12 protein-coding genes are annotated in these 13,539 nt (G+C 61.2%); 9 read left to right on the forward strand and 3 right to left on the reverse strand.

What is annotated here, in order from left to right; translation table 11 throughout:
• Nucleotides 1–455: 455 nt before the first annotated feature.
• The 3 genes from AX760_RS22350 to AX760_RS22360 are packed head-to-tail and all read right to left on the reverse strand — an operon-like array spanning nucleotide 456 to nucleotide 4,158.
• Complete coding sequence (locus AX760_RS22350; RefSeq protein ID WP_071835224.1) at nucleotides 456–1,934, reverse strand: aldehyde dehydrogenase family protein; 1,479 nt, start codon at nucleotides 1,932–1,934, stop codon at nucleotides 456–458.
• 12 nt (nucleotides 1,935–1,946) lie between these two features.
• A complete protein-coding gene (locus AX760_RS22355; RefSeq protein WP_071835225.1) occupies nucleotides 1,947–3,212 on the reverse strand; it encodes a nucleotide disphospho-sugar-binding domain-containing protein in 1,266 nt (421 codons plus the stop codon).
• Nucleotides 3,213–3,228: 16 nt separating this feature from the next.
• A complete protein-coding gene (locus tag AX760_RS22360; RefSeq protein ID WP_071835226.1) occupies nucleotides 3,229–4,158 on the reverse strand; it encodes a GntR family transcriptional regulator in 930 nt (309 codons plus the stop codon).
• Between the two features lie 297 nt (nucleotides 4,159–4,455).
• Here AX760_RS22360 and AX760_RS22365 point away from each other — a divergent pair, with 297 nt between their 5' ends.
• The 9 genes from AX760_RS22365 to AX760_RS22405 all read left to right on the forward strand — a co-directional run bounded on the left by AX760_RS22365 (nucleotide 4,456) and on the right by AX760_RS22405 (nucleotide 13,379).
• Complete coding sequence (locus AX760_RS22365; protein WP_245295081.1) at nucleotides 4,456–5,520, forward strand: polyamine ABC transporter substrate-binding protein; 1,065 nt, start codon at nucleotides 4,456–4,458, stop codon at nucleotides 5,518–5,520.
• Between the two features lie 191 nt (nucleotides 5,521–5,711).
• Nucleotides 5,712–6,548: an ABC transporter permease gene (locus tag AX760_RS22370; RefSeq protein WP_071835235.1), complete on the forward strand. Its 837-nt coding sequence runs from the start codon at nucleotides 5,712–5,714 to the stop codon at nucleotides 6,546–6,548.
• On the forward strand, nucleotides 6,541–7,332 hold the full coding sequence (locus tag AX760_RS22375; protein WP_071835228.1) for an ABC transporter permease: 792 nt from the start codon (nucleotides 6,541–6,543) through the stop codon (nucleotides 7,330–7,332). Before AX760_RS22370 ends, AX760_RS22375 begins: the two co-directional genes overlap by 8 nt.
• Nucleotides 7,329–8,396 (forward strand): ABC transporter ATP-binding protein, encoded by a 1,068-nt coding sequence (locus AX760_RS22380; protein WP_071835229.1) that lies wholly within the window; start codon nucleotides 7,329–7,331, stop codon nucleotides 8,394–8,396. The genes AX760_RS22375 and AX760_RS22380 overlap by 4 nt, the downstream gene beginning before the upstream one ends.
• Nucleotides 8,397–8,413: 17 nt before the next feature.
• Complete coding sequence (locus tag AX760_RS22385) at nucleotides 8,414–9,706, forward strand: nucleotide disphospho-sugar-binding domain-containing protein (protein ID WP_071835230.1); 1,293 nt, start codon at nucleotides 8,414–8,416, stop codon at nucleotides 9,704–9,706.
• Nucleotides 9,699–10,055, forward strand: coding sequence for a cupin domain-containing protein (locus AX760_RS22390; RefSeq protein WP_071835231.1), 357 nt, complete (start codon nucleotides 9,699–9,701; stop codon nucleotides 10,053–10,055). The genes AX760_RS22385 and AX760_RS22390 overlap by 8 nt, the downstream gene beginning before the upstream one ends.
• A gap of 87 nt (nucleotides 10,056–10,142) precedes the next feature.
• Nucleotides 10,143–10,490 carry a cupin domain-containing protein gene (locus tag AX760_RS22395; protein WP_071835232.1) on the forward strand — a complete coding sequence of 116 codons (348 nt, stop codon included), beginning with the start codon at nucleotides 10,143–10,145 and terminating at the stop codon, nucleotides 10,488–10,490.
• A gap of 149 nt (nucleotides 10,491–10,639) precedes the next feature.
• On the forward strand, nucleotides 10,640–12,145 hold the full coding sequence (locus tag AX760_RS22400) for an aldehyde dehydrogenase family protein (protein ID WP_071835233.1): 1,506 nt from the start codon (nucleotides 10,640–10,642) through the stop codon (nucleotides 12,143–12,145).
• Between the two features lie 40 nt (nucleotides 12,146–12,185).
• Nucleotides 12,186–13,379, forward strand: a complete 1,194-nt coding sequence (locus tag AX760_RS22405) for a saccharopine dehydrogenase family protein (protein ID WP_071835234.1) — start codon at nucleotides 12,186–12,188, stop codon at nucleotides 13,377–13,379.
• Nucleotides 13,380–13,539: the final 160 nt, after the last annotated feature.

The following is a 13,539-nucleotide window of genomic DNA, read 5'->3' on the forward strand; positions in this document are numbered from 1 at the left end:
AGCGAGACAGTGCGGGCATTGCAAGGGGCCGGAAGCCCTGAAGACACCGAGGCCACGCAGCTGCGGAGCCCCATACTCAAAATCCAATCCGGCTCCGCATCTGCGTGCGCCCTCCGACTGAACGTTTCAACCGCGCCGTAACCGGCGTGGACGTGAACGCGTGTTCTTTGAACATGGATGGATGAGGCTCGGTGAAGTGGGGCCTCCTCTGAGGGATTTCCATCCGCCACGAATTTCCAGAAGAGCGTTGTTTTGCGGTGCGCTTTCCTCAAACGCCGTCTTCCTCGCCCTTGTGGCGGGGAACCAGCCACCGCGCGTCAGCGCGGTGAGAGACCTAATTGCGTGAGGCTGGTTTTCTCACGCGACGGACGTCGCGTGGCTGGATTCCTGTGACAAGCACAGGAATGACGGTGGAGAGGACCCCTTATCAGAGCCAGAGATAAAGCGCTGCCGCCTTACCCCTTGATGTACCAGCCCCATGGCTCGTCGCTGTTGAAGCGCGTGATCTGCTTGGTTTCGAGGTAGTTTGCGAGGCCCCAGCGGCCGAGTTCGCGGCCGATCCCGGACTGTTTGTAGCCGCCCCAGGGCGCCTCGGTGAAGGTCGGCTGCGAGCAGTTGACCCAGACGATGCCGGCGCGGAAGGCACGGGCGACACGCTCGGCGCGGTCGAGATCGGCCGACATCACGGCAGCGGCGAGACCGAAACGGCTGTCATTGGCCATGCGGATCGCGTCGGCTTCGTCCTTGAACGGCTTGACGCAGACGACGGGGCCGAAGATTTCCTCCGTCCAGACAAAACTGTCCTCGGCCATGTCGGTCAGAACCGTCGGCTGCAGGAAATAGCCGCGCTCGAAGCCGGGTGCGCGACCACCACCGAAAGCAACCGTCGCGCCTTCTTGCTTGCCGCGCTCGATGGCGGCGAGGATCTTGTCGTACTGGCCCTTGGAGACGATCGGCCCGAGCAGGGTTCCGTCGTCAAGACCGTTGCCGATGGTGATCTTCGCGGCCTCTTCGCAGAGCCGGGCCAGCACGGCGTCATAGGCGCTGTCTTCGATCAGCACGCGCGAGGTGGCGGAGCAGACCTGGCCCTGGTTCCAGAAAATGCCGAACAGGATCCATTCGACGGCCTTTTCAATGTCGCTGTCGGCAAAGATCACGAAGGGCGATTTGCCGCCGAGTTCGAGGCTGACATTCTTGATGTCCTGGGCGCCTGCAATCATCACCTTGCGGCCGGTTGCGACCGATCCTGTAAAGGCGAGCTTGTCGACCAGCGGATGTTCGGTGAGCGGCTGGCCGGCGTCGGGGCCGGTGCCTGTGACGATGTTGAGTACGCCGGCCGGAAGCCCGGCCTCTGCTGCGATGACGCCGAGTTCCAGCGCCGACAGCGGCGTCAGTTCCGAGGGTTTCAAGACGATGGTGCAACCGGCAGCAAGCGCGGGCGCCACCTTCCACGAGACCATCAGCAGCGGATAGTTCCAGGGCGTGATGGCGCCAACGACGCCGAGCGGTTCGCGCACCACTTTTGCGGAAAAGCGCGGTTCGCCGAGCGGAATGGTCTCCTCCGGATTGTTTTCCAGATCCTCGGCAAGGCCGGCGTAGAACTGGAAGCAGCCGGCGACGTCGTCGATATCCCAGAGCGCTTCCGGCAGCGGCTTGCCATTGTCGGCAACTTCGAGCCTTGCCAGAAACTCCCGCTTCTCGGTAATCAGGCCCGCGATGGCGCGCAGGATTTTTGCCCGCTCGGTGCCGGGCATTTTTGGCCAGGGGCCATGGTCGAAGGCTTTTCGCGCGGCCTTGACCGCACGGTCTATATCCTCCGCCGTTCCGGCCGGCGCCTTGTGGATCAGCCGTTCGGTAGCGGGGTCGATCACGTCGAGCGTGCCGCCCTTCGCCGGGGAAACCCAGGCGCCGTCGATGTAAAGCTTGTCCTGCATGCGCCGTTCCTTTCAGAGGAGATCGACAATGGCCTTTGCCGCGACGGCGACGCCATGGGATTGTTTCATGAGTTTCGCATTGTCTCTTAGCCTTTGCCGCATCACGGCATCATCAAGCAGGCTGGCGACAGCGGTTTTCAGGACCGCGTCGGTCCATTCGTACCGGTCGATGCGCTGGCCAACGCCGACATCCTGCGCCCGGCGGGCATTGTCGTGGCCGTCCCAGCAATAGGGCATGATCAGCGAGGGCACGCCGTAATAGAGCGCTTCGCAGAAGCTGTTGTTGCCGCCGTGGTGAATGAACAGGCTGGCCTGTTCGACGACCGAGGGCTGCGGAAACCAGCTTTCGAGAAAGACATTGTCGGGAACCCGGGCATAGTCGTCGCGCCACGGGCCCACATTGACGATGAAGCGGTAGGGCATGTCCTCGAAAACCCCGATCATCCGCTTGATCATCGAAACATCCATGGCGCCGAGACTGCCGAAACTGACCAGGATCAGCGCGGCATCGCGGTGCGTGGCGAAGGCCGGCAGCGGATAGGGCGCTTCCTGGCGAACGCAGCCGTTGAGATAGACATGTGTTGCCGGATCAAGCGGCTTTTCCCGCTCGAAGCGCACGGCATCGGGCGAGAGAAGCAGGTTGAGGAAGGGCGAGCTTTCGAGGAATTCGCCTGATGGCCGTGCCTTAAGGCCGCACTCGGCGAGAAAGGCATTCATCCGCCGATGGGCTGGCGCGACCGCCTTTTGATATTTCTCCGCAAACAGCATCCAGTCCGGCCCCGGCTCTCCGCGGCAGCCCGAGAGATAGGGCGGCACAGCCGCATCAGGCAACTCGGTCTCGGCGCAGGAGATAATCCGCACCCAGGGCACGCCGGCATTGGCGATGGCTGGAAACATCACGACATTGTCGAGCACGATCGCCGCCGGTTTCAATTGCGCCAGCAATTGCCGAAGCGGTTCTTCCGCCGCAATGGCGGTATCGACGATCGCATCCCAGGTCGGGCCGATATAACTCTTGATCTGTTCAAGCGGCGTCTGGCGGAAGGCATCCTGGTGCCGGTTGATGAAGTCGGTCCAGTCGGTCTGGCCCTCGCTTCCCAAAGTTGGCAGCGGGTATTCGGGAAAGCCGTATTCGGCAAAGACGCCGCGAAAACCGGGATGGCAGATGAACACCGGCCGGGCGCCCAGGCTGCGCAATTGCTGCGCGATGCCGACGCAGTTGAGCGCTGCGCCATAGCTGGCTTCCGGAAACAACGCGATCACCTTGGGCTGTGTCATGCAATATCCAATAGAGTTAGCCCACGACCCGGAAGACCGGCGGAACGCCGCGGCCGGCGAGACGCGGCCGCTGGGAATGGGAAAGCTGGATATGCACGCGCATCAGGTCGCTCGCAAGGTCCATCTGGCCGCGTTCGATCTGCTCGAGGATCTGCATGTGTTCGGTGTTGGATTGCATCAGGCGGAAGGCGTTGACATGCACCGGCGGCTGGCTCGATCGCCGGCGGCGATGATGGCTGACCAGAGCCTCCGACATGAAGGGATTGCCACAGGACCGGGCGATCAGCATATGAAAATCGAAATCGGTGCGCTCGAACAGTTTCTGGTCGAAGCCGGTTTCGGTCATGCCGCGCAGAATGTCCATCGAGTGCCGGAGCGAGGTGATCGCCGAGGCATCGCGGCGGAAGCCGGGCAGGGTCAGGGCCAGGGGCTCGCAGGCCAGCCGGTATTCGATGCTTTTCGCCACGGCATCGCCGCTGATGGCGAATTGCTTGATCAGCCATTGCTGTCCCGGCGCGCGTTCGGCGAGATTGTCTTCCGAAAGTTTTATCAGGGCGTTCTGTACCGCGCTGCGGGAGGCGTCATAGCGGCGCTGCAAACTGGCAACGGTCTGCGAATCCCCGATGCGGCCGGCCGAGAGGTCGCGCAGGATGGCGTTGTAGAGTTCTGTTTCCTCGGCCGGCTGCTGCTCATCCTCGAGCCCCGGAAAAGAGGCGGGGTCGATCGCCAGCAGATAGCCCCCTTCCGGCTCGGCGGTGACGATCAGGCGGTCGGCCAGAATCTGCAGCGCCTTGCGAATAGGGGTCCTGGAGACATTGCAGCGCGAGGCGAGAGCCTGTTCCGGCAGGTGCTCTCCGCGCGACATGCCCTTCTCGGTGACAACGTCCAGTATTTTCTGCGCCAGTTCGACATGGCGATGCTTTATTTTTTTTGTATCGGCATCCATCGCAAGTCCGGTTCAAGGAGAGTTCCAATGCCTGCATGCTGCCCGTTCCGGCGCCGCCGTGCAAGATGGATGGCAAAAAAATCCGTTGAACGGCGAATCTCACTTGACGTATTTTTTTTATAAATAATACTGCCTGCCAACAGCGAGCCAAGGACCGGACAGCCGGCGTGCCGCTTGGGAACAGATGTTGAGCGCCCGGGATCATCACGCTTGATGTGATGTCCGGGACTATGGATTTGCGCAGCGATGATTTCAGGTCACCTGATCCTCGACTGTGCCAGCAAACGGGAGAATGCCGTGAAACTTTCTGGTGAAATGCGCGCATCCAAGAAGATCGCCGGCCTGGTCGGTGCCGCCATGCTGCTACAGGCCGGTACGGCCCTGTCCGCCGATCTGGTGATTTCGAACTGGGCCGGTTACATGGCGCCCGATATCGCCGAGACTTTCAAGGCGGCGACGGGGCTGACCATCGAAGTGGTCAACCATGCCACCAACGAAGAAATCATGGGCAAGCTGATGGCAAGCCAGGGCAAGGGCTTCGACGTCGTTTTCGTCTCCTCGCCGTTTGCCCATATTCTGAATGGCCAGGGGCTGGTCGAGCCGCTGAGCGATGCGACGGTTCCCAATCTTGCCAATCTCTACCCGGAAGCGCGCAAGCTCGCCTATGATCCGGGCAATACCTATGCGGTTCCCTATGCCTGGGGCACGACCGGGCTTTGCTACCGGTCCGACCTCGTCAAGGGCACGCCGGACAGCTGGGCGAGCCTGCTTGCGCCGACCGATGATCTGAAGGGCAAGGTGACGATGCTGGCAACGGATCGCTGGCTGATGGGTGCCGGCCTTCTTTACAAGGGTTTTTCCGTCAACGAAAAGGATCCGGCCAAGATCGAGGAAGCCAAGACGGCTCTGATCGCGGCGAAGAAGACGCTGCTCGCCTATGACGACACGACCTTCTATTCCAAGCTCGTCTCCGCAGAGGCCTCGCTGGTGCAGGCCTGGGACGGCTGGTGCAATTACGGCATTGCCGAAAACGACAAGATCAAGTTCGTCGTGCCGAAGGAAGGCTCGGATCTCTGGATCGACACCATGGTCATCATGAAGAATTCGGAGAAGAAGGAGGCGGCGCTCAAGTTCGTCAATTACATCCTCGAAGCCAAGAACCACGCCTGGGCTGCATCGAACATCTTCTACAAGGTGCCGAACAAGCCGGCCATGGAAAGCCTCGATCCGGCGCTGATCGCGCAATATCCGAACATGGGCATGACGCCGGCTGAACTCGTTGGATACGAGGAGCTGCAGGATCTCGGCGAGGCGCAGCGCGACTATTCCAAGGCCGTGAGCGAGATCAAGGCCGCAAATTGAGTTGATGCTCTCTTCTCCCCAGCGGGGAGAAGTGCCGAGCGGATGCGAGGCGATGAGGGGACGTCACCGCGTACCACAAGCCTGCCGCCCCCTCATCCGGCCCTACGGGCCACCTTCTCCCCGTTGGGGAGAAGAGGTTTTGAAACTCCGGAGTTCCTTTCTTGTCCTCGCAGACGGCACGTTCCAATCTCATGGCATTGCCCGCTATCGCCTGGCTCGGTCTGTTCATGATCGTGCCGTGCCTGATCGTCTTTGCCTATGCGTTCCTGACGCGGGGGCTATACGGTGGCGTCGAATACACGCTGACATCGGAAAACTTCGCCAGGGTCTTTGACCCGCTCTATGCGAAGATCTTCCTGACCTCGGTGCGGATCGCCGGCCTTGCGACGCTGTTCGCGATCCTGATTGCCTATCCCGCAGCCTACGCCATCTGCCTTGCGCCGAAACGGATGCAGCCGATCCTGCTGTTCTTCGCGGTCCTGCCATTCTGGAGCAACTACCTGATCCGCACCTATGCCTGGATCGTCCTGCTCAACCGCGAAGGCCTGATCAACAATCTTTTGCGCTGGCTGGGCTACGATGGCGAGCCGCTGTCGCTGCTTTACAGCGAAGGGGCCGTCATCGTCGGGCTCGTCTACAACTACCTGCCCTTTGTTATTCTCGCGATCTATTCCAGCCTGTCGCGTCTCAATGGCGACCTGATCGAGGCTTCGCGCGATCTGGGTGCCGGACGGGTCCGCACCTTCTTGCGGGTGACGCTTCCTTTGACCATGCCGGGCGTTGCCGCCGGGGGCGTTTTCATCTTCGTGCTGTCGATCGGCAATTTCGTGACGCCGGCGCTTCTGGGCGGCGGACGTTTCCAGATGATCGGCAATCTTGTCTACGACCAGTTCCTGACGGCCAATGACTGGCCATTCGGTGCCGCCCTCGGCATGGTCCTCATTGCTGTGATGATCGGGCTTCTGCTGCTGCAGGCTCGCGCCTCGGCGCGCTTCAGCGGTGAAACGGCGGAGGCGAAACATGGCTGACGCGCTGCGCATCAAGCTGACGGGACGCGGCATCCTCGTTCTCGTCTTCGGCTTTCTCTATCTGCCGATCGCTGTTCTGGTTCTGCTGTCGTTCAACGAAAGCGGCCTGCCGACGAGCTGGTCCGGCTTTTCGCTGCGCTGGTACGTGTCTCTGGCCGGCAATTCCGACATTCTGCATGCGGCCTGGAACACGCTGGTCGTCGCCGTTGTCGCGACGCTGATCGCCACTGTCCTCGGCACCATGCTGGCAATCGGCATGGAAACGCGCAAGCGCCGTTCGACGCCGCTCGAAGCGCTGGCCTTTTCGCCGATGGTCATTCCGGACATTGTCCTCGCGGTGGCCCTGCTGACGCTGTTTTCACGGCTCAACGTCACCATGGGCCTGCACACGATCATCATCAGCCACGTCATCTTCGACCTCGCCTTCGTCTGCTCGGTCGTTCGCGCCCGCTTGAAGAATTTCGATTTTTCGATCGTCGAGGCCTCGCGCGATCTCGGGGCATCAAGCTTTACGACCTTCTGGCGCGTGACGTTTCCGGTGCTTTTGCCGGCAATCGTTGCCGGCGCGCTTCTCGCCTTCACCCTGTCGGTGGATGAATTCATCATCGCCTTCTTCACCGCCGGCGCCGGGCGCGCCTCGATCACGCTGCCGATGCAGATCTATTCGATGATCCGCTTTGGCGTCACGCCGGAAATCAACGCGCTGGCCACGCTCGTCATGGGCGTCAGCGCAACGGTGCTTCTCATTTCGCAATGGCTTAACAAAGAGCAGATGACCCGATGACCGAACCGCTTTCCATACCTGTTCTGTCGGTCGACAGGGTCGTCAAGCATTTCGGCAAGACGATTGCCGTTGACGGCATCTCTCTGGATATCCGGGAAAACGAGTTTTTCGCGCTGCTCGGACCTTCCGGCTGCGGCAAGACGACCCTGCTGCGGATGATTGCCGGTTTCGAAGTGCCCGATAGCGGTAGCATCCATCTTGGCGATCGCGATATCACCCGCGAGGCACCGGACAAGCGTCCGCTCAATCTGATGTTCCAGTCCTACGCGCTGTTTCCGCACATGACCGTGTGGCAGAACCTTGCCTATGGCCTCGAGATGGAGCGGCTGCCGAGGGGCGAAATCGCAAGCCGTGTAGACGACATGCTCAAGACCACCGATCTGGTGGCGCTTTCCGCCCGCAAGCCTGCCGAATTGTCGGGCGGCCAGAAGCAGCGTGTTGCCCTTGCCCGGGCGCTGATCAAGCGGCCGAAGGTGCTCCTGCTCGATGAGCCGCTCGGCGCGCTCGACAAGAAGCTGCGTGAAAAGATGCAGCTGGAACTGAAACGCCTGCAGCACGAAGTCGGCATCACCTTTATCATCGTCACCCATGACCAGGAGGAAGCGCTGGTCATGGCCGACCGGATCGCGGTGCTGCGCGACGGCCATATCCTGCAATGCGGCACGCCGCAGGACATTTATGAGCGCCCTGCCAACCGCTTCGTCGCCGGTTTCATCGGCATGATGAATTTCATCGAGGGCGAGATCGGCTCCGACGCCCTGTTCCGCGCCGCCGGGCAAGCACTGGTCTGCGACATGCATGGTCTGAAGCGCAGCGCGCCGGCTGTGCTTGCGGTGCGGCCGGAACATATCCTGCTCAGGCCCGAGGGCAGCGGTGTTGCGGGAACCGTCGTCGATGTCGCTTATCACGGGCTGGATCGCCAGCTTTACGTCAAGACAGCGCTTTCGCAAGCGCCGCTTCAGGTTCGCGTGGCGGCGGCGGGACCTGAAGAGGCTGCTGCGCGAACCGGGGCGAGCGTGTCGCTTGGTTTCGACGCGGCGGCGTGTCGTCTGTTTCAGGAATAGAAGAAAGAGGGAACTCCATGTCCAAGACCATTGCATTCTTCCCGGAAGCCGCCTTTGGCCCGGCGCTGAATTCCGTCGGCATTGCCCAGGCCGTCGAAGCCCTCGGGCACAAGGCTGTCTTCCTGTCCGATCCCGGCTTTGTCGATGTCTACAAGGGCTATGGCTTCGAGGCCCACCCGGTCAACCTGTCGGCGCCGATGCCGCCGGAGCAGATGGCGAAGTTCTGGGAGGACTTCATCAACGGCCATATCCCGAACTTTCGCAAAAGCCCCTATGACCAGATCGACAATTATGTCCGCGACTGCTGGGAAGCGATCGTCGACAGCGCCAAATGGGCACAGAAAGACTTGCCCGGTGTTCTCGCGAGGATCAAGCCAGACCTGATCTGCGTCGACAACGTCATCCTGTTTCCGGCAATAAAGCAGTTCGGCAAACCCTGGGTGCGGATCATCTCCTGCTCCGAAAACGAGATCGAGGACGAGAAGATCCCGCCGCATCTCTCCGGCTGCCGCCATGACGATCTGGCAGGCCATGCCGCCTATCGCGACAAGTTCAATGCGGTGATCAAGCCGATCCATGACGACTTCAACGCGTTTCTCGCCTCGACCGGGGAGGAAACCTATCCGATCGGTCAGTTCTTCGAAGCCTCGCCGTTCATGAACCTGCTGTTGTACCCGGAGGCGGTTAAGTTCGATCGTAAACATCCGCTCGATCCGTCACAGTTCCAGTATCTCGAAGGCTGTGTACGCCAGGAAAAGCCCTACGAAGTCCCCGTCTTTGCCGAGAACAATGATAAGCCTCTTCTCTATATATCGTTTGGCAGTCTTGGCGCCGGCGATACCGATCTGTTGAAACGGCTGATCGTGACGATCGGCAAGCTTCCCTATCGGGCGCTTGTCAATGTCGGCGACTACAAGGAACAGTATAGTGACCTTCCCGGCAATATCATTGTCGAAAGCTGGTTTCCGCAGCCATCGGTCATTCCGCAAATCGATGCGGCCATCCATCATGGCGGCAACAACTCGTTCACCGAGTGCCTCTATTTCGGCAAGCCGGCAATCATCATGCCCTATGTCTGGGACGGTCACGACAACGCGACGCGGGTCGACGAGACCGGCCATGGCTTCAAGATGCCGCGTTATGACTGGACGGATGCGGAGCTGGCAGCCAGGCTCGAGGCCTGCGTCAACGATCCCGCGATGAAGGCCAAACTGGCTGAGACCAGCGCCCATATGCAGTCCCGGAACGGTCCGCAGAAGGCGGCCGTGATCCTCGATCAACTGGTGAACACGGGCAAGTTCGATGGTTGAGGCATCCTCCGCGCCGCATATTCACGACGCCTCGACCTATGATGATCTCGTCGACTGGGGCATGCAGCCCGACAGCGTCGAGGGCCAGTCGAAATCGACCGGACGGCTTGTCCACAAGGGGCCGAACAACCAGCCGGAATCCGGCATCTGGGTGTGCACGCCCGGCCGCTGGCGCTTGTCGATCCCGCGTGATGAATTCTGCCATTTCGTCGCCGGGAAGGCGGTGTACCGCTCGGATGCCGGCGAGGAGATCGCGGTCGAGGCGGGAACGGTGGTGATGTTTCCCGGCGGCTGGAGCGGGGAATGCCATGTGATCGAGACGATGCGCAACATCTACATGCTGGTCTGAGCGAAAGAACTTGAAACAACTGCAGCAGGCCGCCGTCCGTTCTTGAGAAAGCGGCGCGGTCTGACGAAGAAACGAAAGGAAGCACCGATGACCGCCACGCCCCTGATGCGCAAGCCGCTCGACGAAACCGACCTCAAGGACTGGGGCACCATCCCGACGATGATCGAGGGAGAATCGAAGGTTTCGGGCAAACTGATCCACAAGGGACCCGACGGCCAGTCGGAATGCGGCTTGTGGATCTGCACGCCCGGCAAATGGAACTGCCATGTGACGCGCGACGAATTCTGCCACTTCCTCGAGGGGCGCAGCACGTATGTGCATGAAAGCGGCGAGGTGATCGAGATCACTCCCGATACGGCCGCCTTTTTTCCGCAGGACTGGAAGGGTGTCTGCACCGTGCATGAGACGATCAAGAAGGTCTACATGATCCGGTGAGATGAGGGCGCCCTCATCCGTCCTTCGGGCACCTTCCCCCCACAGGGGAGAAGGGATAGCCGCGAATTCTGTTCCTCCTCTCCCCATCGGGGAGAGGGCAGGGTGAGGGGGGACTGCACCTCTCGGAATAAAGCGACAAGGAAAACACCATGTTCAATCCCGCCGAGCCCGTCTTCTACAGGCATCCGGTCTATATCCCGGCAAAAGGCGCGCGCTATCAGGTGATCAATCCGGCAACGCTAGCGCCCGAGGGCACGATCGCGGAGGCGACCCTTGCCGAGCTGGATCTTGTGCTGGGCGCTGCCCGGATTGCGCAATCGGACTGGAAGAAGCGCGATGCCAAGAGCCGGGCGACGATCCTGCACCGGATCGCCAACCGCATCGAGGCGACCGACATGCGGGTCTGTGCCGAGCTGATGTCGCGCGAGATGGGCAAGCCCTATCCGGAGGCGATCGGCGAGGTCGCCAATTGCGCCGGTGCCTTCCGCTATTTCGCCGAAATGGCCCGCGACGAGGCGGGCAAGGTGGCGGGAACCACGCAGGTCGGTTCGTTCCAGTACGCCCGTTACGAAGCGCTCGGGACCAGCGTGCACATCATGCCGTTCAATTTTCCGATCCTTCTGATGTGCTGGACGGTGGCGGCGTCGCTGGCGGCGGGCAATGCCTGCATCATCAAGCCGGCGCTTGCGACAACGCTCTCCACGCTGGACTTCATGCAGGTTTTCGAGGCCCTGCCGGAGGGGCTGATCGCCTGCGTGCCTGGAGGCGCCGACGTCGCGCAATATCTGATCGCCTCGCCGCTGACGCACGCCGTTGCCTTTACCGGCTCGGTTGCTGCAGGCCGGGCCGTGGCGTCCGCTGCCGCCGGACAGATGAAACCGGCGGTCATCGAGGCGGGCGGCAGCGATCCGATGATCATCACCGCCCATGCGCCGCTCGATGTTGCGGCCGCCGGGGCGGTGACCGCCGCCTTTCATTTGTCGGGGCAGGTCTGCACCTCTGCCGAGCGGTTTTTCGTGGTCGACAGCGTCCATGACGCCTTCATCGACAAATTCGCGACCGAGGCCCGGCGTTTGCGGATCGGGAACGGCCTGAGCCGCGCGGAGATCGGACCGCTGGTCAGCGAAGCGGCGCGGGACAAGGTCATCCTGCTGGTCGAGGATGCCAGGGCCAAGGGCGCCACTGTCGTGCTCGGCGGGAAAATTCCGGACAGCGAGCCGGTCGGCTGGTTCTATGAACCGACGATCCTGACGGGCTGCACGCCTGATATGGCGATCATGCAGGAAGAATGCTTCGGGCCGGTGGCGGCCGTTGCCCGTGTCGCCGATTTTGACGAGGCGATCGAGCGTGCCAATGACAGTCCCTTCGGACTTGGCGCGTCGGTCTTCACCAACAGTCTGGAAGAAGCGATGGAGGCGGCCGAACGGCTCGAAGCCGGCATGGTCTGGGTCAACAATCCGATGATCGACAATGATGCGCTGCCGTTCGGCGGCTGGAAGGCGTCGGGAATGGGCCGCGAACTCGGTCGCCAGGGGCTCGATGCCTTCCGTCGCTCCAAAATGGTGATCATCGATCACAAGCCGGTCATCCACGAGTGGTGGTATCCCTATCCCGACAGCTGGTTCTACGAGGAGGGCGGGCGCAAGCACGTCTGATCCCCCGAATATCCTTGGTTCTTGAAGAAAGACAAAGCCTATGAAGATCTCCATTCTTGGTGGCGCCGGCCTGATGGGCGCCGGCATCGTCCGCGATCTCGTCTCCGACCGCACCATTGTCGACATCACCTCGATCCGCATCTGCGACACCTCGCGGACGCGCATGGACAGCCTGGTTGCCGATCTCGGCGACACAAGGCTGGAGCTGTTCGATCTCGACGTCACCGATCCGGCCCGGTTGAGCGCGGCGATCAGCGGTTTCGATCTCTGCATCAACTGTGTGCCGACCCTGCTCGGTTTCCAGATGCAGATCTTCGAGGCGTCGCTAGCGGCCAAGGTCGCCTATATGGATCTGGGCGGGCTCGGCACGTTTACGGTCAAGCAGATTGCTGAGCATGAGCGCTTCAAGGCGGCGGGCGTTACGGCGGTTGTCGGCGTCGGTGCCGATCCGGGCATGTCGAACGTCATCTGCCGTGCGGTGGCCGACGAACTCGATACGATCGAGACGATCAACCTCTATTGGGCGGCTGAACTGACGGGGGACGAGAACCCGATCCTCATGCCGCCGTACAGCGTCTCGACGGTGCTGGCCGAATATGCCCATCCGAGCACCCAGTTCCTGGATGGAAAACATGTCGAATGCGCGCCGATGACGGGCAGGGAGGTGATTGACCTGCCGGAGCCGTGGGGACGGTGCGAATTCATGTATTCGCCGCATTCCGAGCAGCTGACCGTGCCGCTGGCCGACGGCATCCGCGACAAGGGCATTCGCGAGTTCACCTGGAAACTGCACCTGCCGCACCGCGAGCATGAGGCCTGGGTCGGGCTGGTGAAGGCCGGGTTCGGTGATTTCAACGATCCGGTCGAGGTCGGGGGCGTCTGCGTCAAGTCGCTGGACGTTCTGAATGCGGTGATCCAGCGCAACATTGCCCGCAATCCGCACCGCATCCCGCAGCAGGAGAGTTCGGAGATCCATTTTGCCATTGGTCGCGGCATCAAGGACGGCAAGCCGGTCGAGGTCCGCTACGAGGTGGTCGTCACGCCGGACGCAATGTATGCGCCCTACGTCGATGCCGGGACATCGATGAGTGCGTCGATCGCTGCCCAGCTGGTTCTGAAGAACCCGAAACGGCCGGGCGTCTGGGCACCGGAGGAGTACTTCACGGCCGCGGATTTCTTCCCCGAACTGGAGAAGCGCAAGTTCCAGGTGCGCCACAGCATGAAGGCGCTTTAGGGGCCTTATGGCTCCAAACCCGCTCCTTAGTATTTTTGACCATTTGGACAAGATTTGTGTGTTTGGTTTTGTGTTTGCGGGGCGGATTTTGGGTGTGTTTTGGGGATTTTTGAAATTAGTGTTTAGAAACAGTATGTTGTTAGAAATCTGATTTTTTTGA

This window comes from Pararhizobium antarcticum, assembly GCF_001885585.1.
Lineage (GTDB): Bacteria > Pseudomonadota > Alphaproteobacteria > Rhizobiales > Rhizobiaceae > Pararhizobium > Pararhizobium antarcticum.

Coding starts and splice junctions, on each gene's coding strand:
- AX760_RS22350 (WP_071835224.1), bottom strand. CDS start 1,934: ATGCAGGACAAGCTTTACATCGACGGCGCCTGGGTTTCCCCGGCGAAG.
- AX760_RS22355 (WP_071835225.1), bottom strand. CDS start 3,212: ATGACACAGCCCAAGGTGATCGCGTTGTTTCCGGAAGCCAGCTATGGC.
- AX760_RS22360 (WP_071835226.1), bottom strand. CDS start 4,158: ATGGATGCCGATACAAAAAAAATAAAGCATCGCCATGTCGAACTGGCG.
- AX760_RS22370 (WP_071835235.1), top strand. CDS start 5,712: ATGGCATTGCCCGCTATCGCCTGGCTCGGTCTGTTCATGATCGTGCCG.
- AX760_RS22375 (WP_071835228.1), top strand. CDS start 6,541: ATGGCTGACGCGCTGCGCATCAAGCTGACGGGACGCGGCATCCTCGTT.
- AX760_RS22380 (WP_071835229.1), top strand. CDS start 7,329: ATGACCGAACCGCTTTCCATACCTGTTCTGTCGGTCGACAGGGTCGTC.
- AX760_RS22385 (WP_071835230.1), top strand. CDS start 8,414: ATGTCCAAGACCATTGCATTCTTCCCGGAAGCCGCCTTTGGCCCGGCG.
- AX760_RS22390 (WP_071835231.1), top strand. CDS start 9,699: ATGGTTGAGGCATCCTCCGCGCCGCATATTCACGACGCCTCGACCTAT.
- AX760_RS22395 (WP_071835232.1), top strand. CDS start 10,143: ATGACCGCCACGCCCCTGATGCGCAAGCCGCTCGACGAAACCGACCTC.
- AX760_RS22400 (WP_071835233.1), top strand. CDS start 10,640: ATGTTCAATCCCGCCGAGCCCGTCTTCTACAGGCATCCGGTCTATATC.
- AX760_RS22405 (WP_071835234.1), top strand. CDS start 12,186: ATGAAGATCTCCATTCTTGGTGGCGCCGGCCTGATGGGCGCCGGCATC.